The sequence below is a fragment of the Pseudomonas sp. Leaf15 genome (assembly GCF_001421425.1).
Lineage (GTDB): Bacteria > Pseudomonadota > Gammaproteobacteria > Pseudomonadales > Pseudomonadaceae > Aquipseudomonas > Aquipseudomonas salomonii.
The window spans coordinates 38899-64905 of the sequence record NZ_LMKI01000005.1 but is presented as its reverse complement, the minus strand read 5'-3'; the positions used below and the strand labels follow the sequence as shown (position 1 = coordinate 64905).

Annotated in this window: 15 protein-coding genes and 1 pseudogene; 3 read left to right on the top strand and 13 right to left on the bottom strand. The window is 55.7% G+C overall.

The window, feature by feature from the left end:
- Positions 1-77: 77 nt before the first annotated feature.
- Positions 78-2642 carry an autotransporter family protein gene (locus ASE80_RS06035; RefSeq protein ID WP_056858114.1) on the bottom strand — a complete coding sequence of 855 codons (2565 nt, stop codon included), beginning with the start codon at positions 2640-2642 and terminating at the stop codon, positions 78-80.
- A 677-nt stretch (positions 2643-3319) separates the two neighbouring features.
- Between ASE80_RS06035 and ASE80_RS06030 the strand changes: the two genes are divergently transcribed.
- The 3 genes and pseudogenes from ASE80_RS06030 to ASE80_RS29880 form a co-directional block, all read left to right on the top strand.
- A complete protein-coding gene (locus tag ASE80_RS06030) occupies positions 3320-3577 on the top strand; it encodes a hypothetical protein (RefSeq protein WP_056858113.1) in 258 nt (85 codons plus the stop codon).
- 234 nt (positions 3578-3811) lie between these two features.
- Complete coding sequence (locus ASE80_RS30645) at positions 3812-4237, top strand: hypothetical protein (RefSeq protein ID WP_111452832.1); 426 nt, start codon at positions 3812-3814, stop codon at positions 4235-4237.
- A 171-nt stretch (positions 4238-4408) separates the two neighbouring features.
- A pseudogene (locus ASE80_RS29880) lies at positions 4409-5269 on the top strand (IS4 family transposase); the annotation flags it as partial.
- A 297-nt stretch (positions 5270-5566) separates the two neighbouring features.
- Here ASE80_RS29880 and ASE80_RS06025 read toward each other — a convergent pair.
- The 12 genes from ASE80_RS06025 to ASE80_RS05995 form a co-directional block, all read right to left on the bottom strand.
- A complete protein-coding gene (locus ASE80_RS06025) occupies positions 5567-6052 on the bottom strand; it encodes a hypothetical protein (RefSeq protein ID WP_053253752.1) in 486 nt (161 codons plus the stop codon).
- Between the two features lie 890 nt (positions 6053-6942).
- Positions 6943-7196: transposase (locus ASE80_RS31335; protein ID WP_236708813.1), on the bottom strand; the 254-nt coding region annotated here is incomplete at its 3' end.
- A gap of 666 nt (positions 7197-7862) precedes the next feature.
- Positions 7863-8531 carry a hypothetical protein gene (locus ASE80_RS29870; RefSeq protein WP_053253751.1) on the bottom strand — a complete coding sequence of 223 codons (669 nt, stop codon included), beginning with the start codon at positions 8529-8531 and terminating at the stop codon, positions 7863-7865.
- Positions 8531-9757: a VENN motif pre-toxin domain-containing protein gene (locus ASE80_RS06020; protein WP_082463569.1), complete on the bottom strand. Its 1227-nt coding sequence runs from the start codon at positions 9755-9757 to the stop codon at positions 8531-8533. Before ASE80_RS06020 ends, ASE80_RS29870 begins: the two co-directional genes overlap by 1 nt.
- Before the next feature lie 53 nt (positions 9758-9810).
- Positions 9811-10191 carry a hypothetical protein gene (locus tag ASE80_RS31330; protein ID WP_236708814.1) on the bottom strand — a complete coding sequence of 127 codons (381 nt, stop codon included), beginning with the start codon at positions 10189-10191 and terminating at the stop codon, positions 9811-9813.
- The gene (locus tag ASE80_RS31325; RefSeq protein WP_236708812.1) at positions 10082-10405 is read right to left on the bottom strand and encodes a transposase; all 324 of its coding nucleotides are present in this window, start codon (positions 10403-10405) and stop codon (positions 10082-10084) included. The genes ASE80_RS31330 and ASE80_RS31325 overlap by 110 nt, the downstream gene beginning before the upstream one ends.
- An 821-nt stretch (positions 10406-11226) precedes the next feature.
- On the bottom strand, positions 11227-11487 hold the full coding sequence (locus ASE80_RS06015) for a hypothetical protein (protein WP_056858111.1): 261 nt from the start codon (positions 11485-11487) through the stop codon (positions 11227-11229).
- Complete coding sequence (locus ASE80_RS06010) at positions 11484-13262, bottom strand: hypothetical protein (protein WP_111452863.1); 1779 nt, start codon at positions 13260-13262, stop codon at positions 11484-11486. The genes ASE80_RS06015 and ASE80_RS06010 overlap by 4 nt, the downstream gene beginning before the upstream one ends.
- A gap of 588 nt (positions 13263-13850) precedes the next feature.
- Positions 13851-14233, bottom strand: a 383-nt coding sequence (locus tag ASE80_RS31315) for a transposase (RefSeq protein WP_236708805.1), incomplete at its 3' end; no start/stop codon positions are given.
- Positions 14234-14401: 168 nt separating this feature from the next.
- Positions 14402-14965, bottom strand: a complete 564-nt coding sequence (locus tag ASE80_RS06005; RefSeq protein WP_056858109.1) for a hypothetical protein — start codon at positions 14963-14965, stop codon at positions 14402-14404.
- A 37-nt stretch (positions 14966-15002) separates the two neighbouring features.
- Positions 15003-15245, bottom strand: a complete 243-nt coding sequence (locus tag ASE80_RS30640; protein WP_133257348.1) for a hypothetical protein — start codon at positions 15243-15245, stop codon at positions 15003-15005.
- Between the two features lie 261 nt (positions 15246-15506).
- Positions 15507-26000, bottom strand: coding sequence for a two-partner secretion domain-containing protein (locus ASE80_RS05995; RefSeq protein WP_056858108.1), 10494 nt, complete (start codon positions 25998-26000; stop codon positions 15507-15509).
- Positions 26001-26007: the final 7 nt, after the last annotated feature.

Genomic DNA, 26007 nt, shown 5'->3' with positions numbered 1-26007 from the left:
TCACGGCCTTAAAAGCAGACGCAGAGCGTCCAGGGCGGTATTCCCACGCAAAGCGTGGGAACGATCAGCGCTGGGGCTTAGAACGCGTAACGCGCTTTGAGCATCACGCCATCGGCGTCAAAGCCACTGCGTGCCTGGCGGGTGTAGCTGGCGCCCACGGTGAAGTCCGATACGTGGTAGTTCACGCCCACACTCGCCTCGTAGCTGTCACGCGCCACCGACGCGCCGGTGGTGGTGAACGCCGCACCACCCGCGACAAAGTTGGAGGTTTGCGCGACGCGATCACCCATCAGGTCGTGATACGCCATCAAAGTCGCTTCCGGTTGCAGGCTGCCTGCGCCCATCGGCAAGTTGCCGGCCAAACGCACACCCGCGCCCAGCTCACCCACTTCATAACGTTGCGAGCGCGTGCTCAACGCGGCGGCCGAGCCCTTCTCGTCAAAACCGTCCATGCGCACATTGGCATAACGCGCCGCCACGCGTGGCTCGATCACCACCGCCTGCGATGGCTTGAAGCTGTAGCCGCCGATCACACTGGCTGCCAACACGTTGCTGTCGTAACTGCCCTTGGCCGTGGTGCCGGCCACATGGCGCTTGCTGTCGTTGTCGTTGTGGCCGTAGCTGAGGCTGCCATCCACAAACCAGTTTTGCAGCGCCCAGTTGCCATACAACGACAGCGCGTGGCCCTCCACATCGGTCTTGTTGCCCAGGTCCGAATGGATGTTGGAATTGAGGTAGCTGTAAGCCACGCCCAAGGTGGTGGTGTCGTTCAAACGCCCATCCACACCCACGGCCATGCCGCTGCTGTTGGCCGAGTAGCCGTTGTTACCGCCGCGCCCGTCCTGGTCCATGTTGCTGCTCAAACCCTGCACCCACACGCCGCCGGTTTGATGGCCTTCGCGCTGATCAGTGAGGCGGTTGAAGATCGCGCCATTGATAACAGTCTGCCCCGACAACGCCACATCCAGCGCGCCACGGTTCACGTCCGGCTTGAGTTGCTCACTCACCTGAGCAAGCTGTTGCGCAGTCCCGGCGTTGGCGAGGGACTGGAACACTGGGTCGTTCTGGTTCAGGCCGCCGAGCACATCGTTCTTGAACGTATTCACCGCCGTGGCCGCTGCGGCGCTGGCACCTGCACCGGCAAGTTCCTGCTGCACTTGCTGGTTGTCTTTAACTGCGACGACAGCCTTGACCGTTTGCGCATCCGCCGAGTAGCTCAGCACGTTGAGCAGCGATGACGAACTGGCAACCGACAAGCCGTTGTTCTGCACACTGGTAGCCTGCAACAGCGTGTATTGAGTGCCGTTATTAGTACGCGCAAAGTCGCCTGGCTGCGCACTCACCGTGAGCTTCGACGCCTGGGCGAAATTAGCCGTACCGTTGACCGACAGATACGGCGTGGTCGGCACCACGCTGTCGGCCAGGTGCATATCAATGCCCGCACCGCTGGCGACGTTAAGGTTGCCGCTGATCGTGGTACCGGGCGCGGCCAGGTTCAACGAGCCGGAATTAATCGAGACCGGCGCGATGATGCGCTGGCCGACAAAATCAGCTTGGCCAGCGACGTTCACCGCACTCAGGTTGAGCAGGTCGCCGGTGATTTTGCCGCCCGTCCAGTTCAGCGTGGCAAGGTTGGCAGCGTCGATGGCCGTGCCGGATTTGCTGCGGATCTCGCCTGCTTGCTGGTTGATCTCGAACGGCGAAGTCTGGTCACGGGCATCGACCAGGATCGCGGTGCTGTCGGCACTGATCAGGCCACGGTTGATAACCCCGCGCGCGCCCGGCTGCGGGTTCTGGGTAAAGGTCGCCCCGGTCAGATGCACAGCCACCGCATTGGCGCCGTTGGCTTCAATCGTGCCGGTGTTGAGCAAGTAATCGAAGGTACCGGAGTTGAACTGTACGGCCCTGGCCATGCCACCGTTAACCGTCACCACACCGCTGTTTTCTATGCGCAGGTCACTGGTGTCGGTTTCAACTTCAATGCCCAACGCCTCTTCACCCGTGACGCGGATGGTGCCGGAGTTGAGGATTTTGCCGCCGACGGTCACCGGCATGTTGTTATGGGTATCCAGGATCAGGCCGTAGCCGTAGATGGAAGTGACATCAATCAGGCCGGAGTTGATCACGTCACCACCAACGGTCGTACCATTGAGGTACATGCCCTCGCCGTCACTGTCCGACCCCGGCACGTCAACGGCGACGATAGTTCCGGAGTTGATCACGCTGCCGCCGATGTTCGCGGCGCCCACCTCAAAACCTTCGGCCCAGGTCTGGTTGGTAAGCCTGATCGTACCGGCCTGGATCACATCACCGGTGATCGTGCCGCCACGGGCCCGCAGATCAGAGTCCAGCGCGCCATCCACCACAAAACCACGGATGTTGAGGCCACTGCCATCAATGTTGTAGTCGGCGCGGTTGATCAGCGAACCCTGAACATTGGTCTCGGCCACACTGGCCCCATCGACATTGCGCTGGGTGGCCACCACATTGCGCGACCCGACCAAGGTGACAGGCTCGTTGAACACCTGGCCTTTCCACTTGTTCTGGCCGCTGCTCACGTCGAATTCCACCGCTGCAACATGCGCGGCGCCTGCGCTGACCATCAGGGCCAGCAGGGTTTTCTGGAACGGCTTACGCTTCATTTCAAACTCCATGAACTACAGTCAAAGCCGCCAATACGCCCGGCGGCTGTAGGTGTGCTGAGCGAGGGATCAGATGATCCGAATGCATTCCCCAAGGCACTTTGCTGAACCACAGGCGCGGGCAATCGCACCGCAGCCGGTGGCAGACAAGGGAATGGGGAGGCGAAGTTCACATTAATCCTTAATGTCGTTTTAAAACGCTGCAGTCCATGCAGCCCGACCGGTTGCGGGTGGGCGGGGTAAAGACCCGGGTTTGAGGGAAATGGTTCCTTTTGCGGTAGGAAACCTCCCCAAATTACCGAGGGTTTGCCTGATATCCGTGAGCAGACGGCGGAATGCGTTGGGGATGGTGGGGTTGGGAATAGGCGAAAGGGGGTTAAGTCAGGGCGTTGGTGCCTTGCGTGGGTTTGGGTGGGGGGCTTATAGTCCGGCCCGTCGCCCATATGGCGATCAGGTTTGGCGACCTGACAACAGAGTGCAAAAGCAACCCGCTTCTATGCAGGTGTTTTTGCACCCGCAAAGCTGTGCATGTTATGGCGGCTGTGCGCGGGAGACCCTCGGGTCTGCCGGTTACTCTGTTCCGGTTCGCCAACCTGCGTACAGCTGCCACCCATTCGTTTGGCGACGAATGCGTGGTGGCTTAATCCACCAACAGAGTACTGAAAATGAACCAATACATGCCCCTAACGGGCCACGACTGCACCGTCCCCGCTCTGCTTATCGACACCCGCGCGCCCCTCGACGTGCTCCACGACGCCGCCGCGTACCGGATTCGAGCCGTCACCCAACTGTTGGAAAACCTTGCCTTCCGCGAACAGCTAAGCAGCGATGCTGTGGTGCTTCAAGACTTCGCCCAACTACTGGCTATACCGCTGCGTGATGGGTGTGATTTGCTGGATGTCATCATTCGCAGGCTCAATGCCGATCCATCCTGAGTAACAACCGGGCGGCTCGCATGCCGCCCGGCTTGCGGATATAGGCGTGGGGGCTTTCTTGACCAATCAATTTTTTACATCAGGATTTTCGCGACAGTTCTTGTATAACAGCTATAACAAAAAACTCTAAAAAACTGTCAATTCTCACAGGTTTATAAAAACGCAGAGTTCCATAGTCTTTCATACGACACCGGTGAGCCGGATAGCAAACATAGTAGATATGAGGACTCATAAATGGACAAGTACTTTGGCGAAGAATCATTCACATTGTTGCCGGAAGCTATTTCATTCATTAGAAAAGTACATACGGACCTTGCCGACGACCCACAGAAGATGCATGAAAGTGGTTGGAGGCGTAATGCACAAATAGTAACAACTGGAGATAGCCGTTTGTGGCTGCTCTCAATGGAACCTGGCGGAAGCGCAAACTTAACAACCACACTAGAGCAATATTTGCAGCACGTGTCAAAAAACTTATCCGAGAACCAATTCTACCGTATGGAAGTTATTGATGAGGTGCCAGGCACAATCCGGCGATTTGAACTAATGATGACGTGGAAACCCTACCTAAAACCTCAAGATAAAAAACCAGAATATAAAGAAAACTCTTGGTGGACTTGGTATTGGGACACCGTTCTTGGTAGTACAAGCGGGCACTAATAGATGGAGAAAATAGGAAGGAAATAGGGGTCAGACCCTTAGGGAAATAGGGGTCAGACCCTGAGGGATCCCCGATTTTTCTTACGAAAAATCAAGAAGTTGGAATTATTGAAGAAGCCTGCATGAGTCGGCAACTTGGTTTGCACCACACAAAAACAAGATCCCCGACCCATGCAAGCCATCCGATTTTTACACAGAGCGCTCGCTCAAGCACTGCCTTCAATCCATTCTCGTCGCCTGACAACACTGATGAGTTGTGTCAGTTCGTTACTGCAAGGCCGCCGCTTGACGCTGACAGCGCTCGGACGTTTTATGCCAGGTCAGGCGTTTCCCAAACATGCGATCAAGCGGGTTGATCGGTTGCTGGGCAATCAACACCACAGAGCAGAGCGCCCGCTGTTCTACTGGGTGATCCTGCGGGCATTGCTGGGGTCGGTGAAGCACCCATTAGTCTTGGTTGACTGGTCCCGGATTGATGCTCCCGGCAACGCTTTTTTGTTGAGAGCCGCGATACCGCTGGCGGGGCGCTCATTTCCTATTTATGAAAGTGTTCATGAGCGTGAGGGTTGCCCCAAATATCAAAACCACCTGCTCAAAACACTGGCTGAACTACTGCCCGATGGATGTGTTCCAGTGATGGTTACCGATGCAGGTTTCCGGCGACCATGGATGAAAGCAGTGGCTGCGCAGGGCTGGTACTACGTGGCTCGCATACGAAATCGTGAGCTATATCGTGGTGACGAAAATGAGTGGCTGCCCGTGAAAAATTTGTATGCGTTGGCCATCTCGTCACCCAAGTCGATTGGCCGGGTCGAGATGACACGTAGCGCTCCGCACTTGATCGATTTGTACTGCTTGCGACATTCAGCCAAGGGCCGCAAGCATCAACGAGTGACCGGCTCAATCGCCAAAAGTAAGCTCAGCCGACAGTCAGCCAGGCGTGAACGGGAGCCATGGTTGCTTGCCAGCAATCTTAAGCAAGGCAAATGGAATCCAGCAAAAATCGTAGCGATTTATAAGCGCCGTAAAAAATAGTAAAAAATAGGGGTCAGACCACTATTCTTCTCAGTCCCGAGTTCCCGCCATATCGAGCAAGGTAGCCATCTCCTCAAGAACCAGTACAGCACTCTCATAGTTATTCATTTTACGGCCTCGCGTCCAAAACCTTTATTCCTTCAATCGATCACTATTTCCTCCCGGCGCAAATCTGCTCCCAGCCTTTCACGATGGTGCCGGTGTACTTGCCACGGGCGGAAAGGGGACAGATTTATTTAATTAACAAAGCACTCGTAAAATTAAATAAATCCGTCCCCTTTCCCCTCCATCAAATCACACATTAGAAAGCTTCCACAGTATCGCGTAAGGCAGCTCTTCATCAACAATATCATGCAAGCGAAAATAATAAACAGCCAATGAGCTTTCTAAGCCCTTATGAACAAATGCACCATCAGACATAACACGATAGGAGGCGTACTCAATAAATTTGTCAGAACCAAGAGAGCCAAGAGCATTTTTTATCTGACTATAGGTCTCCCCCGCCCCAACTGGAAGCAATTCAGGCGGCGGCCGGCATACGGCCATGTCATCATTTTCAACATCCCTGTAGTAGGCTCTTCTAAATGCAGGCTCACTGCAGGCCCAGTAGAGGGATAGCAAACGAAGTTTTTCCTCTCCCTCATCAGAAAAAGCGTCAGCTAAAAAATACTGATCGTCTGAAATTTTGTATGCACCGTCGCCCATAGCGATAACGCATTGCTCCCGTTCAACAACGACGTCCCCTACCTTTGACTTGCACAGCGATGACCATTCTTTCATGTTAAATACCTCAAGCCTACTGTGGCCATTTGAATATTCGACCTTCGACCCTGCCAGCCTTAAGCGCGCTCTCCGCGGCTGCTTTGGCCGATCCCTCCGGCATATTTTTAACGGAGTTTATGATCTCTGACTGCCAGGCCTTTAACTTTGAATCTGGTAAGGAAGTCGGATAGCTTCCGCCAGGAGCACGATACTTGGCGTCCCAGACGATCACAGATCGCGATGATGGATCATACGTAATGTAATCTGCACCTGGAAGTGACGCTTTCCCAGGTCCGGAAATTGGTGTTTGCCCCGATTCAATAGCCTGACTCCAGCCACGAGCCTCCCCAATTGCTCCGTTTAACTCAGAATATGGGCTGCGTCCGTTATTAACTTTTGCAACGGAAAATAGGGGTCAGACCACTATTCTTCTATTCTTTTAACTCATACTTTTTTGGGCGTCCTGACACACCCTGCGAAACTCTTTTACCTAATGCGTGCGCGATCTCGGACGCAAACTTCTGATCGCCCAAAACATAATTACCGTTTGTAGAAGATCGGATTTGTTCTATCAGCCCAGGTGAAAGTCGATCATTGGATCTCGGACGCAAACTTCTGATCGCCCAAAACATAATTACCGTTTGTAGAAGATCGGATTTGTTCTATCAGCCCAGGTGAAAGTCGATCATTGAATAAAGACCGGTAAGCTTCGGCTCGTTGCGCGCTGCCGCTACCTAAGTCGCTATAAACTGCATGCGAGCTTATAAAGCCTGATAGCTCGCCCTGCGCGTTTGTCCTATAGCTGGTCCAACGGTAGTCGCCCGGATGAGCAACCATACCCGCTCTGACCGGGTTCATTTCGATATATCGATAGCAAGCTAAAACATAGTTGTCTTGTTGAACCAAANCTGGTCCAACGGTAGTCGCCCGGATGAGCAACCATACCCGCTCTGACCGGGTTCATTTCGATATATCGATAGCAAGCTAAAACATAGTTGTCTTGTTGAACCAAATAGGAGCGGAAACGGCCTTCCCACAACGTGACCGTACGTTGATATGTTCGATTGACATATTGAACGTAGCGTTGCCCCAGCCCCTTCATAAGCAGGCCAGCCCCCGCGCAGCAGGTCGGAGTCAACAACAAGTGAACATGATTTGTCATCCAGCACAATGCGTGAACTTTACAGCCATACAGTTCAGCAAGCACGGCTAATGTATCCATGTAAAAATATAGTCTTTATCTGAATAAAAACACGCAGCCCGATTGTTTCCCCGCTGAATAATATGCAACGGGATATTCGGCATTAAAACCCTAGAACGGCGAGCCATATAAACCCCTAATTGGATAAGAGCTTACAGCTTAGTTGAAATTACTAGACCAACGAAATAAAATAATCACAAAAAATAAATCATGCTTTTAAAAGAGCAACTCTACAAAACTCTAAAAAAGTAAAACCGTGGTCCACCCTATTTTTCCAAAATATAAAACATATTTTTAAAGAACAACTTCACTGAACTCTAAAAAACTCAAACGTGGTCTAACCCCTATTTCCCCATCTGAAGGCGAAAAGGGTCAGATTTATTTAAGTAAAAAAGAACTTGGACAATTAAATAAATCCGTCCCCTTTTTCTACAGTCCCTTTTTTGTATGCTGCTGGGGTTATTAGGCCCTTGAAACATCCTTTAATCTTGGTCGACTGGTCTCGAGTTGTCTTACCAGTTTGCCAAGCGTGGAGGTCACGTGCGGACAGCAGGCAGGGCAACAAGTCGTCATTGTTGGGAGTGCGCCAGTTGGCCCCGGCTCTTCTGGACCTAGCCTCCCCTCGCATCACCCAACCAAAAGTTCTTTTAATCGCTCTCCAGCAGTAGCTATCTCGCTGGTGGTCAGCGGCGTATAGCTAACAACAATCAACACACCTCCGGCCAATTCCGAGGCCTCCTCAACGTGCCCCTTGAGACAGTTAATAATCTGTTGAGGGCTTTTCCCAAATGCGCGAAGGCACAATTTCTCATCAAAATAATTCGCCGCATTTATACGAAAAACACCATCTCTCCCGTTAACATCTTTTTTTGTAGCATCGCATGCAGCTACTACTGCCGGCCAGTCGCTTCTAGTGACAGACCAATCATGCAGTGCAGCTCTATAGGCACCAAAAGCCTCTACGTACGCAGGGAAAATTCTTTTCAACAAGTCCAAATAATCAATTTTAGCATTCGAAAACTCAATGAATATAGAGTCATCAAATTGAGCATCATCTTCTAGATATCTCTCGCTTCTAAGAGAATATGCAATTCGACCTTTTATTCCCTTTGGAAGGAATTTATCTAAAGAAACAGAAACAACAAGCTCGCCTTCAATATCGGGAACATCTACAGCACCGGCCAAATCCCATGGCGCACCTAAGCCGGACAACCTTTCGAGAAAATTTTCGTGTCGCTTTTCAATCGACTCTGAAAATTTTGGCCTATGACGAAATTCAAGCTTATGCGTAGCCATTAGGGTGCAACCCTCACAGTAATGTTTCTGATATTTTGCTCAATCAAAATATCAGTTGCTCTATCGGCCGCTTTTTGACTTGGAAATTCAAAAACGGCTTTGATACCGGGATTTTGTTTCAACGCATTCGATACTCGCTGAACACTTTGAAGTTGCTTATCAAACGATGTCAATGCTGTTTTTCGGTCAATTAAGGTAATACCATCGACATCCTCAACACCATCAAACTTCACGAAATTGTTACCGTTAGGATTTGGGTTGTCAAACCGTATTGCGGGCACGGCCTTACGCTGCGACAGAACGTCTGAAAAAGCTCCTGTTGTACCCGCTTCGAATTTCACGAACGGCTTACTAAAATCGCCCTGAGGCTCTTGTACGAAGATCAAACCTTTATTTTCGCCCTCAAGCTTGCGTGCGTCTTTTATGGTCAATACATCGACCTTCGAAAGATCCAATCCCCCCATTACAGGCGCCGAGGGCTCTTTTGCACCAAGACTAAAATCCGTAGCGCCATCAACCGCCTTACCACCAACGGTAATGGGACCCCGATCGTAGCCTGCCGGGAGATTGTTGCTGTATTCCCCCTTCGAAGTGGTCCCAGGTAACGCAGTGTTTGGACCTTTTGTTGCAACGGCTTCGCCTGCCTCTTTTGCCACCGCCTGCAACTCGGCCTTGGCGACCTTGGCCGCAACCTTCTCCGCCAACATGGCGCCGCCTTTCACGAGCGCTCCGCCACCAGCAAGAACACCCGCCATGTCACTCAACAGCTTTCCAGTTTCAACCCCAGCCTGGAAGGAACCACTCGCCCCAGCTTGTTCAAACTGCGCTTGCAAGTTATCTATGCGGTCGATGTACGTTTGCTTGACTGAATCCCAAACGCCACCGCTTTCAACCACGGCTTTGAGCGCCGCATAAGTTTCCTTAAGGTTGCCGGCGGTGTGCACGATACTGTCCACGGCGTCATTGAGCCCCAACACAGCTCCCGCGGCTGTACCTGCTGTGAAACTTGCGTCCTGCGCGATGTCGATTGCCATCCACTTGGTAGCAGTTCCAGTCCGGCATCCCAGACCCGCGCAGCCTGCCATTTCTGCATCACGTTGAGCCTTCTGCTCCTTACTCAGATAGTTGTTTTGAACAGCATTAGTCCCCGCCTGCGCGCCCGTCACTGCTCCGCTCAGGTCACCGCCAGCAATCCCACCCGCCAGCCCTGCGGCCAAACCAGACAACGCTGAAACCGTCTCTCTCTGCTCCTGGGGAAATAGGGGTCAGACCACTATTCTTAAACTTTTAACACACACTTTTTCGGGCGTCCCGACACGCTCGGTGAAACTCTTTTACCTACTATCTGCGCAATCTCTGACGCAAACTTCTGATCGCCCAAAACATAATTGCCGTTTGTAGAAGATCGAATTTTTTCTATCAACTCAGGTGAGAGCCGATCCAGGAATGTTGACCGGTAAGCTTCGGCTCGTTGCGCGGCGCCGCTACCTAAGTCGCTATAAACTGCATGCGGGCTTATAAAGCCTGATAGCTCGCCCTGTGCGTTTGTTCTATAACTGGTCCAACGGTAGTCGCCCGGATGAGCAACCATACCCGCTCTGACCGGGTTCATTTCGATATATCGATAGCAAGCTAAAACATAGTTGTCTTGTTGAACCAAACCTGACCGGGTTCATTTCGATATATCGATAGCAAGCTAAAACATAGTTGTCTTGTTGAACCAAACAGGAGCGGAAACGGCCTTCCCACAACGTGCCCGTACGTTGACATGTTCGATTGACATATTGAACGTAGCGCTGCCCCAGCCCCTTCATAAGCAGGCCAGCCCCCGCGCAGCAGGTGGGAGTCAACAACAAGTGAACATGATTTGTCATCAAGCACAATGCGTGAACTTTACAGCCATACAATTCAGCAAGCACGGCTAATGTATCAATGTAAAAATATAGTCTTTATCTGAATAAAAACACGCAGACCGATTGTTTCCCGGCTGAATAATATGCAACGGGATATCCGGCAGTAAAACCCTAGGACGGCGAGCCATATAAACCCCTAACTGGATAGGAGCTTACAGCTTAGCCGCCCTTCAACAGGCCAACAGATTGGAATAATTACAAAAAATAAATAATGTTTTTAAAGAGCAACTCTGCTGAACTCTAAAAAACGAAAACCGTGGTCTGACCCCTATTTCCTATTGAACGTAGCGCTGCCCCAGTCCCTTCATAAGCAAGCCAGCCCCTGCGCAGCAGCTGGGAGTCAACAACAAATGAACATGATTTGTCATCAAGCACAATGCGTGAACTTTACAGCCATACAATTTAGCAAGCACGGCTAATGTATCAATGTAAAAAAATGTAGTCTTCGTCTGAGTAAAAACACGCAGACCGATTGTTTCCCCGCTGAATAATATGCAACGGGATATCCGGCAGTAAAACCCTATGACGGCGAGCCATATAAACCCTTAACTGGATAAGAGCTTACAGCTTAGCCGCCCTTCAACAGGCTAACAGAGTGGAATAATTACAAAAAATAAATCATGTTTTTAAAGAGCAACTTTGCTGAACTCTAAAAAACAAAACCCTAAACCGTGGTCTGCCCCCTATTTCACCCCTATTTCTCCGCCGTCGTGCCCGTACCAGCAGAACCCGGCCCTTTTGCACCATTTTACAGCAGGACAATATCGGACTGACCCTATTGCCTACCTCTCTTCTAAAAGTGCTGAAACAACCCTTAAACAAAACAGTTTCATTTCGAACTCATCTATAAGATGATCGCCGCCTCCAGGCCGATAAAGCGAGAGCTTTTCCTGCAGCTCATCAAAGAGATTTTCAAACTTACCAAAACCTTCATTTTCTTCAATTTCATCCAGAAGAGTTTCCGTATCTTTTGCCCATTGAACCGAAATATTAGAACCACTCACAAATCTATCAAGATGCTCAATCAAATTATCTATCGTCATTTTTTCTTTACCGGATTAACAACCGTGATAATACGATTCCCATCCACAGCAATTTGAGCTTTAGGATATTTAGAGTTCATGAGCGTAACAGAGGTACCACGATCATCTATTTTTATTTTTCTAATTTTATCTGCTGTATCAATAAAATCCTCTACTTCCAGAATGGTCATCGGTTCTCTGCCTTTAGGCGGATTTACCATACGATCCGCAGCATGAAAGTTAATTTGCTTACCACCAGGTGTCATAGCGGTACCAAGCAACTGCTTAGTAGCGAATTCCCCATCAAAAAGAACAGGCAAATTATTCTTACTCGTTCCGGCTACTTCTTTTGCACTCCTAACCGAAGACCACGCGGCGCCCACCGCCATCATCGCATTATCTATCAGGTGCTGCGTACCGTTGGCAATGTCTCGCTCGACCGGATTGCTGTAATCCAGCGGTACGGTAACAACCTCCTTACCGACGCCATCAAGGTGAAGAATCTGCTTTCCGAAGTCGATGATTCCATTAAGGGCGTCACTGGGGTAATTCACCACGCCTTTGCCGAGGCCCGCTAGTGCAGTATTACGTGTTGCCTCCCATATCTCGCTGTCTTTTTGAGTCTGGTTCTTGGTTGAAGCGGCGGCTAACATCGCTTGCTGCTCAGCCGAAAACTTACCCCAGGTATGGCCGTACATCCCTGCGTTTTCATAAGCGTCTTTACCGCCGGGCGCGAACATCAACATCGCACGCCCGTTTTCGTCTACGAATGTATTTGCCTGGGAGCGCAGAAACGACATTGCACTGACATCGACCATCGCATGGTCATTAGCAAAATCTTTATCGACGTTTTGCTGCGCCTGGGCTAGGAGCCTAGCTTCGGCAACCTCAAGAGAAATTCCTTTTTCTTCGGCAAATTTCCCTGCCAGCGCCTTGATCCTATTGATTTCTATGGCATGCAGCTGGCGATTATTGAGGTCGACTGCCGCCGCACCGCTACCTGCTACAACCGCGCCACTGACTCCACTGCCTGATGCAGTAGAGGTCCCCAAAGCAGTGGCTATCAGCGTCGAAAGTGCGTTCTGCTCTACCTCACTTAATGCAGTACCTTTTAGAGCTTCACCCACTGACGGCATAATCGCAGCAGAGGTTCCAACGCCCAACGCGCCACTCTGTACATTGCCACTGGATAAACCTATAGCCGCACCTGCCAATGCATGTAATAGAACGCGCGCGGCACCACCTTCGGCCCAGGCGGCTCTTGTCACATCATCAATATCTTTACGGTTTTTTTGCCCATCAGCGAAACTGCCGATTTTGTTAAAAATGTCGCTGGACGATGTATTAGCAACAATCCCTACAGCGGTGCTCCCTGCCGCGCCACCCAATCCGGCCGCAATTAGGCCGGAAGTAATATCGGCCATCAATCGTTTGTCACCACCCACCTGCCAGCCCTTGGCATCCAGATATGCCGCGTTTGCCGCCAGTGCGGTTTGCTCAGCATCGGGTGAGCCCGCCTTGGCCTGATCATCTGCCTGCTTGCTCAATGCTGCGGCTTTGTTCGCCTTGGCTTCGGCAACTTTGTTGATCACGGTGCTCGACAGTTGCGCCGAGCTTTGGATCAAGTCGATCCGCTCTTGCATGGCCTTTTCGTCGGGCCGGTCGAGCGGCTTGTTGGCGTTGGCGGTGTCACGGTTCAAGCCGACCAGGTCATTGGCCCCGGCCGCGTTCCTTACCTCGATTGTTCCCGGGCTGACGGCGCTGCGGGTTTTGTTGCTGTCGGATTCCTTGAGCAACAACGGAATCGTGCCACCCACGCCCGAGCGCGCATCGGTGAACCCTGCTGTCGAAAGAAAATAGGGGTCAGACCACTATTCTTTTAACTCATACTTTTTTGGGCGTCCTGACACGCCCTGCGAAACTCTTTTACCTAATGCCTGCGCGATCTCGGACGCAAACTTCTGATCGCCCAAAACATAATTACCGTTTGTAGAAGATCGGATTTGTTCTATCAGCCCAGGTGAAAGTCGATCATTNGCGCGATCTCGGACGCAAACTTCTGATCGCCCAAAACATAATTACCGTTTGTAGAAGATCGGATTTGTTCTATCAGCCCAGGTGAAAGTCGATCATTGAATATAGACCGGTAAGCTTCGGCTCGTTGCGCGGTGCCGCTACCTAATTCGCTATAAACCGCATGCGGGCTTATAAAGCCTGATAGCTCGCCCTGTGCGTTTGCCCTATAGCTGGTCCAGCGATAGTCGCCCGGATGAGCAACCATACCGGCTCTGACCGGGTTCATTTCGATATATCGATAGCAAGCTAAAACATAGTTGTCTTGTTGAACCAAACAGGAGCGGAAACGGCCTTCCCACAACGTGCCNGCTCTGACCGGGTTCATTTCGATATATCGATAGCAAGCTAAAACATAGTTGTCTTGTTGAACCAAACAGGAGCGGAAACGGCCTTCCCACAACGTGCCCGTTCGTTGATATGTTCGATTGACATATTGAACGTAGCGCTGCCCCAGTCCCTTCATAAGCAGGCCGGCCCCTGCGCAGCAGGTGGGAGTCAACAACAAATGAACATGATTTGTCATCAAGCACAATGCGTGAACTTTACAGCCATACAATTCAGCAAGCACGGCTAATGTATCAATGTAAAAAATATAGTCTTCATCTGAGTAAAAACACGCAGACCGATTGTTTCCCCGCTGAATAATATGCAACGGGATATCCGGCAGTAAAACCCTAGGACGGCGAGCCATATAAACCCCTAACTGGATAAGAGCTTACAGCTTAGCCGCCCTTCAACAGGCCAACAGAGTGGAATAATTACAAAAAATAAATCATGTTTTTAAAGAGCAACTCTGCTCAACTCTAAAAAACAAAAACGTGGTCTGACCCCTATTTCTGCCTATTTCATGACCCCTATTTCACTCGAGGACGGGAATACGCTGCGCGGGATCGGTGATGTCATACACATGCTGCTCACAGCCCGCGCCGACGATTACGAACTCCACCAGGTAAACCTTCTGCTTCTGCGGCTTGAACGCCGAGCTCATAGGGCCGCAGGCGTAGACAATTTTTTCGGCGTAGCGGTAGTAGTTCGAGTCATACACCCGCGACTCGCCCAATACCTCGATTGTCTGCCACGGATCAGCCAACACTTCCAACTGCGGGAAGCGCTTGACCGCCGCACTGTTGGCAACCTCACTCATCTTGGCGATCCAGCCGAACACCTTGCCACGGCCTGAATCTACCACCGTGCCGAGGATCTCCGGCCGCTGATCCGCATCACCGCCACGGCGCACGGAGAACTGCACAGGGTAGGTAAAACCGGTGGCCCGCATGATCACCTTGGCTTGCTCGGCATCGGCCACGACCTTGTTCTGCTGCAACTGCACGCCGTCTTTGAGCAGGCTGGACGACGAGTCGCGCGCATTGGAGTGACAGCCCGCGAGGATCAGGGCCGAGAGGATAAAGGCAACTTTTCTCATAAGGGTTTTCCGTATACATACATGGGCTATGCAAGGTTCAAAAACTCAAAAAAAATACGACCCCGTATAAAAACAGGGCGAAGCCGGCCAACGCCGCTCGCCACTCCGGGTCGGCATCCTTACTCATGCCGCCCGGCGCGATGGCCACCCTGGCGCCTCGCGCATAGCTGTAGACCGCCTGGCCAAACCACAACTGCACCAGCACCATGAGGAAAAAGCGCTTCCAGCTACCGTCAAATCGTAGAAAGCCATTGAGTAGCGCAGCCAGGAGTAAGACCACATACAAACGTGATCTGACCTCGATTACCCGCTCTACCACCCACCACGCCCGGACATAAAGGATTTCACATAATCCCACCGTGTAACTATCCAGTACACAGCAAATATTCCTGACAAGGGAAATCCAATCCAGATGAACACCCAGTTCGAATCTGTGCGAAGCAGTATACCAACCACTATGGCGACCATCATGCCGAAAAACGTACTCACCCCACACACCACCGCCAACAATGAAACTATCAGCAGCAGGGTATTTATAAGTTTACTTGCTCGCATCGACCGCCTCATTGTAAAGGCTATTGCCTTTCGCGCCCACGGACAGAAAATATAGCAACATTGCACCGCCATACGGCGCCTTTTTACCAAGAATAAATTGGTTATTATCAAACTTTCTGACCGTCACATCAAATATTGATTTTTTCTTGTTCAAACCATCAGCCAACCCCATCTTCAGAGGCACCTTTACAAACCCCGAACCAATTGATAACGCGAAATCTGCGGCACTATATATCACCGGCCCATATCCGCCAGGAATCTGATCAAAAGTTTGTTTAACATGATTATAACTGCCCTCTTCATTATTAACATGGTTATAAAGGGCTGAGGTGCCCTCCTCAATATTCCCTAATCCGAATACAATCATAGGCCCACCGAAAAAGCACCCGGCCACTGTGCCGCATAGAGTGCCCCCCGAGTAAACACTTGCCCCTCCCGTGACAGTCTTGGCGGTGTTAGCTACCACAGGAATGACATCACGCGTTCCCGCATCAAAAACCGAGTCAGTGAGCGAATAGTTAAACAGGCCTTTATCCCTCTGCGCATCTGCCCATTCAAGCTCATTACTCAGCCCGACCATATCGGCTTCACTCAAGTATGCATCGTGATACTCCTTGGTCCCTCGCTCCAGATGAGCCCAGCACTTGATGATGTAACACATGGCCTTTTCCAGGTTCGCTTCCGTGAAGTCACCTTTCTGAGCCTCAGCCTTGATCGCCGCCACCTCCGCCTCATGAGCTGCTCGATTATAGACGTCCACCGACATCGCGTTTCCTCCCGCGACAACAGCACCTGAGGTACCTCGCCCAGAGCCAACCACGGCCCCGGCGCCTGCCGCGATCAAGGCGGCCATTGCATCTTGATCCACACCCTTGATGCCATTTTTCCCCAGCGCGTCGGCAATGGTCGGCATCAAGGCAGCCGATGTTCCCGCGCCCAACGCGCCGCTTTGCACATTGCCACTGGACAACCCAATAGCCGCCCCCGCCAACGCGTGCAACATCACACGTGCCGCACCGCCTTCAGCCCAAGCCGCCCGAGTGGCCGCATCCGACTTAGGATCAGTCGCACGCGACTGGGCATAATCGCCAATCTTGTTGAAGATATCGCTGGAGGCCGTGTTGGCGACAATACCAACCGTCGTTCCTACAGGCGCGCCACCCAGCCCTGCGGCGATTAGTCCGGACGCGATATCGGCCATTAAGCGTTTGTCGCCACCGACCTGCCAGCGCTGGGCTTCCGTATAAGCGGCATTCGCTGCGAGCACCGTTCCAGTGGCATCCGGCGAACCGGCTTCGGTCTGGGTTTTGGCTTTATCGGCCAGTGCTTTCGCCTCATCCGCCTTCGCCTTCCCCACCGCACTGATCACCCCACTGGCCAACTGCGCCGAGCTTTGGATCAGGTCAATACGCTCTTGCATCGCCTTTTCATCAGGCCGGTCAAGTTTCTGATTGGCGTTGTCGGTATCGCGATTTAGCCCCACCAGGTCATTGGCACCTTCGGCATTGCGAACCACAATCGTGCCTTCGCTGACCGCGCTACGGGTGTAGCTATGGTCTTTCTCCTTGAGCGCTATCGGGATGCTGCCGCCCATCGACGCACCGCTGGTACTGCTGGAAGACACCGAAATACCGGCAGATTGACTTTTGATTTCGCTGACATTCTTGATGTCGCTGACGATCAGGCGGTCAGTGCTTAGGTGGTTCTTATCAGCTGACGCCTCACTGGCAATCACCGCGCCTTGCAGGGTGGTGTTCTTGCCGACATTGATGTCGTAGCCGCCCGTGCCCGCATACAAACCGCTCTGGTCGGTCACGCCCTTGTAGTCGCTGTTCATATTCGCGGCGGCAAGGTTCGCCGAGCCCGCTACGGTAGAGCCGTAGCAGAACGGCGGGATGCAAATACTCGCGCCGAAGCCTGCGCTGCTCTGTTTGCTGCGCGACGACTCGGTGTCTTGGAGGGAGATGATATTGAGGTTGCCGCCAATATCTGCCTTGATACGGTCCGCACGAACCTGGGCGCCTTTGAGGGTGGTATCGCCACCGCTTTGTAACAACAGGCTGCCCGTATCGAGGGTGCTATTGACCTGAGTGACGGAGTTACCGTTGCCATTGTTCTTGGCACCCTGCGCACCGAGGTCGAGGGTGAAGCCGTTTTGCTCGCCAATATTGAAGCTGGCTCCGATGGCGGTTTTATTTTTCGACCCTTCGTTTTTGCGGTCGGTGGTGTTTTGTGCGCTTTGCATCAACACATCGTTTTTGGCTAACAACAACGTGTTGGCGGCTTTCAAGCGGCTGCCGGTGATCTGGATATCACCCTGAGTACCCGCCGCAGCGCCCGTGGCAACGATCGACAAGTCTTGCCCTGCGTTGAGCGTGCTCTGCTTGGCGGTGACGCTGTTGAATTCGATGCTGTTCTTGCTGCGGTTATTGGCCAGTTCGGTGCCGATTTTGATCAGCGAACCGTTGCCGGGCGTGCCGCCGACTTTATTTTTGAAACCGGAGCTTTGCGCATTGGCGTCCGAAGCCTGGCCGTTCAGGTTGTAGGCGGCGAGGGCAGCCTGGGCGATTTTGACTGCCTTGAGGCGTGGGTCATCAGCACTACGGGCCGCTTTGACGGCATCGCGCATGCTGGTGGCGGTGTCCACCACCGAGCCCGCGATCACCCGCCCAACCGCCAAGCTCTTGGAGCTGTCCTTACTGGTCTGACTGGCCGTCTCCATCCCCGAAGTAACGGTGACATCAGCCCCACTCAACTCCATGTTCTTGGTGCTCACCAGATCACTGGCCACCACCTTCAACTCACGCCCCGCTGTCAACGACACATTGCCCGCACTCGAGCCAATAGTGCTGCCGGTCAAGGTCATTTCATTGGCCGTGCCATTGTGCTTCGAGCTGTTGATGTACAGCTTCTGGTTGCCTGTCACATCGTCCAGACCGAGCTTGTTGCCGGTCAGCACGCCGGTGAGGTCGCGATTCTTCTCCTTGTGCATGTCGGTGCGGGCGAAGGTGTTTTGCGCCGCGTCGATGGTCAGGTCGCGGCCGGCCTGGATGGCGAGGTCGCCGGTGCTGACAAGGTTGGAACCGGTGACTGTGGCGTCGCGATTGGCGGCGATGGTGACGGTTTCGCCGGAGACCATGCTGCCTAGGGCGGTGGTGCGTTTTTCGTCGACTTTGTCCTGAACCTTGCTCGACTTCAGGCCGCCCCAACTGCTTTTGCTTTCTTTGCGTTCGTGACGGGCGCTGTCGGAGTTAGTGACCGCAAGAATGCTGACGTCCTGGCCTGCGACCAGTTGCGCAGCGCCTTTGTCGGCAGTGACGGCGCTGCCGGCCAGCAACAGGTTTGCACCCGCCACGACGGTGCTGTTGGTGCCCGCGCTGACCAGGCTGCCGACATTGTTGATGGCGGATGTCTCATCCAGACGGAATTTCTTCCCGGACGAGGTCTTCTTGGTTTTGCTGTAGAAGCTGTAGTCCTGATTTTCAGCCGCCTTGAGGGCAAGGTCGTTACCCGCAACCAGGTACGCTTCTTTGCCCGCGTCCACTTGGCTGGCCACCAGTTGCAGGTTCTGCCCGGCGCTCAGGGTGGCATCACCGCCAGCCTTGAGCACGGTCGATACCTGCTGAACATGGTCTTCAACACTGGTGACCTTCCTGGAATTAAACGCCGAATGCTGTTCATTCGCCGCCGACGCCAGGTTCACATTGCCCTTGGCTACCAGCGCCAGATCACGCGTGGCATTCAACTGGCTGCCGATAGCACTGATGTCCCGCGCAGCCACCACCTGGAAGTCTCGACCGGCCTCGATCACGGTGCCGTACTGGGTTGCGCTGCTGCTGCGCATGTAGGTGCTGACGGCATTGGCGTTGCGCTGTTCGGCGGTGGCCAGGCTTACATCGCGCCCGGCTTGAACGCCCAGGTCGGCGCCGCTTTTGAAGGCGCCGCCGGTGCTGTTGACGTCGCGCCCGGCTTGCAGGGTGAGGGTGTTGGCGGCTTCGATGCGGGCGGCGTTGTCGACGAAGTCGGTGCGCTCGGTGCGGTAGCCGCTGCTGCTCTGGTGGCTGGTGACGGTGCGTTCGTTGAGTACATCGCCATTCACTGCGCTCACGCTGACGTCGCGCCCGGCGATGATGCCGCCGGCGCGGTTGGTGAGGTTGTTGCCGGCGAGCAGGTCGAGGCGGTTGCCCGCTTGCACGAGGCCGCCGTTGACCATGTTGCGCCCGGCGCTGGCGGCGAGGTTGTTGGTGGCGCGCAGGGTGCCGACGTTGTTGAGGTCGGTGCCGCTGACCAGGTTCAGGTCGCTGCCGGTGATGAGTGCGCCGTTGGGCGCCAGGCGGTTGTTGGCCTGGGCCAGGTAGAGCACGGGCACCAGCACTTGCTGGCCGGCGACGGTGGCGTTTTCCATCCACACGATGTCGTGGGTCAGGGCCGCGACTTGCTCGGCGGTGAGGCTCACGCCTACGGCCAGGTTTAGCGCCTGTTTGGTGCCGATGGCGTTGTCCATCAGGTACTTGAACATCGCTGTGTCGCTGGTCTGGCCATCAATGAAACGCTGGCCGGTGCGGGCGATCACGGCTTGCTGGATCAGGCGCTGTTCATACAGGCCATCACCCAGGCGCTTTTGTGCCTGGTCCGGGTCGTAGCCCAGTTTGGACAGCATGTAATCGGAGCTTAAAAACTGGCTGAGGTTGGTCAGCAGCGGGTTGGTTTCGATCAGGTATTTCTGTGGGTTGGAGACGAACTGGCTGTCTGGCAGGCCTTGCACGCGGTTGATCACCACGCCGTCGGCCGAGGTGCCGCTGCCGGGCACGACCGGGCCGGTAACCGGCGTGCGGTCGACGCTGCCGCCGCCCAGGGTCCAGCCTTGCGGGCCGGTGCTGGCAGGCGCGCTGGCGCTCTGGCCACTGAGGCGGAACAGCCCGCCCTGGCCGGTTGGCAAGGTGAAGCCGGGCAGGCTCAGCGGGTTGATCTGCTGTTGGGCCAGGTCCGGCGGCAGTTGCTGGTTGAGCGTGACGCGGGTGGAGTAACCGGCTGCGCCACTGGCACCGGTGGCGTCGGTGGTGGTTTTGGCGCCCGCACCGATGTAGTTGTAGCCCAGGCGCACTACGCTGTTGTCGATCCCGGCTTGGGCCTTGACGTCTACCGCGCCGGCAGCCTGAATCACGGCGGCGTAACGTTGGTCATCGCTGGCGATTTTGGTGACTTTGCCGAACTGGGTGCGCTCGATCTCCATCATGCCGATGAAGTTGGCCACGGTGGCTTCAAGGCCGCCGAGGTCATTGGGGTTGTAACCGGCGCTTTTGTACCAGTATTTGTTGGTGAGTGCGGCGGCGGCGCCGAACCAACCTTCAGGGTGCTTGGTGCGCTCTGACGTGAAAAGACGATAAGTCTCGGTCTCGCCGGTTTCGATGCCGGTGTTGACCAGGTTGTTCAGGCGCGCGGTGAAGTTACCGCCGGCCGCGATCGAGCTGCTGCTGTTGAGCAGGTCGCCGCCGGCCAGGGTCATGTTGCCGCCGGCGGTGATGCTTGAACCGGCACTGGCGGCGGTGACTTCCAGTTTGTCGCGGGTCACCAGTTCCCACACGTAGTTGCGCGGGGTGCCGCCGGCTTTGCAGTCACCGGCGTTAACGTACTTGATGCACGTACCTTCGGTGGCCGAGGCGGTGTAGACACCCGCATCGTTGACGTCGAGTACCGCCCGCTGGTTTTTGATCGAGTTGGCGGACAGGCTGAGGTTGCCGTCACTCTGAATCGTCGATGAGCTGTTGAGGATGCTGCTGGCCAGGCCGCCCTTGCCGTCACGGTCGACGCTGAGGTTGCCCAGGCTGTAGACGTCGGCGTAGCTGTTGTTCAGCGCGTCCACACGCAGGCTCATGTCGCCGCCGCTGAAGATCAGGCCGTGGTCATTGAGCAAGGCGCCGGTGGTGGCGACCAGTCGTTGGCCGCTGCCCAGGGTCGCGTAGTTGTTGAGTGTGCCGGCGTTGACCACCAGGTCGGTGGCAGCGGTGAGGCGCCCACGGTTGTTGAGTGTGCCGGCGATGTTGGCGGTGGTGACGCCACCGCCGGCAATGCTAGCGGTGTCGCTCAAGTTGGCCTGTGCGGCGCTGAGGTTGAGGTTGCCCAGGCTGCTGATGCGCCCGCTGCTGTTGAGGGCGCCGCTCAAGGTCAGGTCGAGCGCACCGTCGCTGGCGATCAGGCCGTGGGTGGTCCAGTTGGCACCATTGCCGACAAAACGCCGCGCGCCGAGCAGTTGGCCGGTGGCGGTCTGGTCGAGGCTGTCGACGTTAACGGTGAGTTGCCCGGCCTGGATCACGCTGCTGTTGGTCCAGTTGCCCTGGGTGATGGTCAGGTCGCCACGGGTGACCAGGCTGCCGCCCACGTCGTTGAGGTTGGCCGGGGCAATGCCGAACTTGCCGGTGCCCACGTGCAGTACGTTGCCGCCCAGGTTCTGGAAGCTGCCGGCGTTGAGGGTCAGGTCGTTGTTGGCGGTTTCCAGCACGCCGTTGCGGTTGTCGAACAGACCGCCGATGGCGAATTCGGTGGTACCCGCCGTGCCCAGCGCACGCAGGCGCCCGGTCTGGTTATCGAGGCTGGCCGCGCGCACCTTCAGGCTGCTTTCGCTTTCGATGATGCCCAGGCGGTTGTTGAGTGCACCGCTGAGGTCCAGGTCGATCTGTTGGCCGGCGATCTGGCCGTCGTTGTCGCCGCTGTTATCGAAATCATGCCCGACCACGCGCATCAGGCCTTTGGCATACAGCCCGCCGTTGCGGTTGTCGAAGTTGCCGGTGGTGACCAGTGCGTTGCCGCCCTGCGCCGCGATGCGACCGCCATAGTTGTCCACGCTGCCGGCTTGCAGGTTGAGACTTTGCCCCTGCATCACGCCGCCCTGGCGGTTGTTGTTGAGGTCGTAACCGTTGCGCAGCACGCCGACCACTTGGGTTTGCAGCGCGGCCTTGAGGCTGGCGAGGGTGCCGCCACGGTTGTCGAGGCTGGCGGCGTTGACGCTGAGGTCACCGGCCTGGGCGATCAGTTTGCCGCTCTGGTTATCCAGCGTGTCGGCCACGTTGGCGGTCATGCCGCCCTGGCTTTGCAAGGTGCCTTTGCCATTGTCCAAGCGGTTGGCCGTGAGGCTGAGGTCGGCGTTCTGGCTGTAGATCAAGCCGTCGTTGCCGTTCTGCACCAGACCGCTGGCGGTAAGGCTCAAGCGGTCGTTGGCAGCCAGGGTGCCACGGTTACGGTTATCCAGGCCGCCGGTCAGCAGGGTCAACAGGCCCTGGCTGGCAATCTGGCCGCCCTGGTTGTTGATCTGCGCCGCGCGGCTGATCAACAGCGGGTCGCCGCTGGCCAGTTTGCCGTTGGTGTTGGTCAGGGTCGCGAGCAGGTCGAGGGTGGTGGCGGTGCCGCCACTGATGCTGCCGGCGCTGTTGTCCAGGTTTTGCGTAGTCAGGCTCAGGGCCGCGCCGCTGTCGATCACGCCGCCCTGGGCGTTGTTCAGCAAGCCGCCGACGGTCAGCGTCTGCCCGGCCGCGCTGGAGAGTACGCCTTTGTTGCTGTTGTCCAGTTCGCCGGCATTAACGGTCAGCGCTTTCTGGCTCACCAGTGCCCCGCCTGCGCTGTTGAGCAGGTTGGCGGTCAGCGTGGCGTTAAGGTCGCCGTATCGGCTCGACAAGGTGCCGCCGTTGCGGTTGTCCAGGTTTGCACCGCTGACGGTGAGGCCCTGCCAGCCGGACATCAGGCCATTCTGGTTGATCAGGTTTTCGGCATTGATCACCAGAAGGTTATTGCTGATCAGCTTGCCGTTGCTGTTGTTCAACGTGCGGCCGTTGAGGTTCAGGGTTTGCGCGCTGGAGAGTTCGCCACCCTGGTTATTGAGGTCGCGCAGGTGGTTGATGGAGAGGTTGCCGGCGGTGGTGATCAGGCCACCCGCGTTGTTCAGGTCGCCGGTGGCGGTGCCGAAATCCAGGGCAATCGCGCTGCCCAGCAGCGAGCCGTTCTGGTTGTCCAGCGCGGCGCTGTTGAGCGTCAGCGTATTGCTGGCGTTGAGCAGGCCCTGGTCGCGGTTGGTCAGGCGGCCAGCCACGTTGAGCAGCGTGTCGCCACGGCTGGTGAGGGTGCCGCCGCTGTTGTCGAGGTCGGTGGCGTGGGCGTCAACCGAGGCGGCAGCGATCATGCCTTTGACGTTGGCCAGGGCCTGGCCGATGCGCAGGGTCAGCGCGGCGTTGCTCAGCAGTTTGCCGCTGCTGTTATCGAGGTTGTCGGCGGTGAGTGTGAACGACTGGCTGCTGGAGATTTCGCCGCCCTGGTTATGCACGTTCTTGAGGTTGTTGAGCATCAACAGCGGCGCGTTGATCAGGCCGTTCTGATTATTGAACTCGCCCCGGTTGAGGTCCAGGGTCAGGGCCTCGGCGCTGGTGATCTGGCCGTCTTGCTGGTTGTTCAGGTCGGCAGTGCCGAGGGACAGGGCCTGGCGCGCGCTGAGGGTGCCGTTCTGGCTGTTGTCGACGCTTGCGGCGTTGAGTATCAGGCTGCCATCGGTGACTAGCCGCCCGCCTCGGTTGTCCACCGCGCCGAGTGCACTGAGGGTCAGCGGCCCGGCGCTGGAGAGCGTGCCGCCGCCGTTGGCCAGCGTGCGCGCGGTGATGCTCAGCAGCCCTTCACTGCTGATCAGACCCTGGTTGCGGTTAAGCAGTTGGTCGACATTCAAACCTGCACCGGCGCCAGCAATCAGCAGCCCGCCGTCGCTGTTATCCAGTTGCGTAGCGGTTACCTGCACGCCCGCACGGCTGGACAGCTCGCCGTTGCGGTTGTCGATATTGACGACATTGGCCTGCACACCACCCACGCCTGCGACCAAGCCTTTTTGGCGGTTGTCGAGGCTATTACCGGCCACGCTTACCGTGCCTTGGCTGGTGACCAGCCCGGCTTGGTTGTTGAGGCTGCCGACGTTGAGGCTCAGCGCATTGCCCGCCGTGATAAGGCCTGCGACGTTATCGAGGGTCGCGACCGTGAGCGCTGCGGTGTCGAGGCTTGAAAGTTCACCGCCCTGGTTATGCACCTCACCGACGACGGCGGTCAGCGGCCCATTGCTGGTGACCAACCCACCTTGGGTGTTCTGCAGGCGATCGGCCGTGATGGCCAGGCCGCCGTTGCTGAGAATGCGGCCTTTGTTCTGGTTGTCGACTGCGGCGGCGGTTATTTGGGTGCGCTGTTTGGCACCCAGTGTGCCGCCCTGGTTGTTCAACGCTTGGGCATCCACGCTCAACGCGCGGCTGGCAATCACACTGGCGCCGGTGTTGGTGACGGCCTTGCCGCGCAGGCTCACGTCGCCCGTGGCGTTGCGAGTGTTGTCGGCGTTGACCCCGGCTTCGATGATGTCGCCGTTGGTCAAGGTGCCACCGGCGGACAGCGCAATACGGTCACGGGCGGCCAGGCTTTGGCGGTTGGTTAGGTCGCCCTGGGTGTTCACGTTAAGGGCGGTACCGGCATACACCGGCCCTTTGGCGTTAAGGCTTGCGGCGTTGATGTTGACCGCGCCGCTGGCGGCGGCTTGCGCCATGCTCAAATGCCCATTGGCATCGAGCTGGATATCGCCGCCACTGGCCGCCAACGTGCCGTCGAGTTTCACGCCCACACCAGCTTCGGTGCCCACCAGTTTGATTGCGCCGGCGTACATGCCGCCCAGGGCGCTGGAGTCGATGGCCAGCTCGGGTTTGGCGCTGCCGTCGTCGGCCCGCGCAGTGGCTTTGAGGCTTTTGGCGTCGACGTCGTTGCGCCCGGCGACCACGGCCAGTTCACGGGCGTTGATTTGCGCGTTGATCTTGGCCGAGCGGGTAATGATTTCGAAGCGGTCGACGTTGCTGGCGTTCAGGCCTTCGCCGTCGATGGTCACGGCGCCGCCGTCCACCTGGTAGTGGTCCAGGCGGCCAACGTTGTCCATCATCGGCTTGCCGGTGGTCAGGGTCACGTTGGGCGTGTTGATAAACCCGCAACCGCTGCACGTGATGCCGTAAGGGTTGGCGACGATGACCTTGGCCGACTGCCCCGCCACTTCGGTGTAACCGCGCAACTGGCTCGGGCTGCCGCCGTTGACTTCGTTGAGGATGACGTTGGCCGCGCCGCCCTTGAGGTTGGGGTTGCCGACGATGTAACCGCCCAGTTGGGTGTTCTGCACCGCACCGGTGGCGTTGTTGAGGATCACGCCGTTGGGGCCGACGTTGTAGTCCTTGAACTGGTTGTGGGACAAGCCACTGCCATTAGGGGTGGCGATGTTCACCACCGGCACGCCATTGCCGGCCTGGCCGACGCTGGTGGCCGGGTTGCTCACCACAATGCCTTCGGCCTGGGCCAGCAACGGCTGCCAGAACAGCGCGTTGACCAGGATCAGCACCAGGCCGCGCTTGGGCAGGCCGAAGAACGCGTCGCGGCGCTTCAAGGCAGCAGAAGGTTGGCGGGCCAGAAAGGCAAAGTGGCGAACATCCATGGTCAAA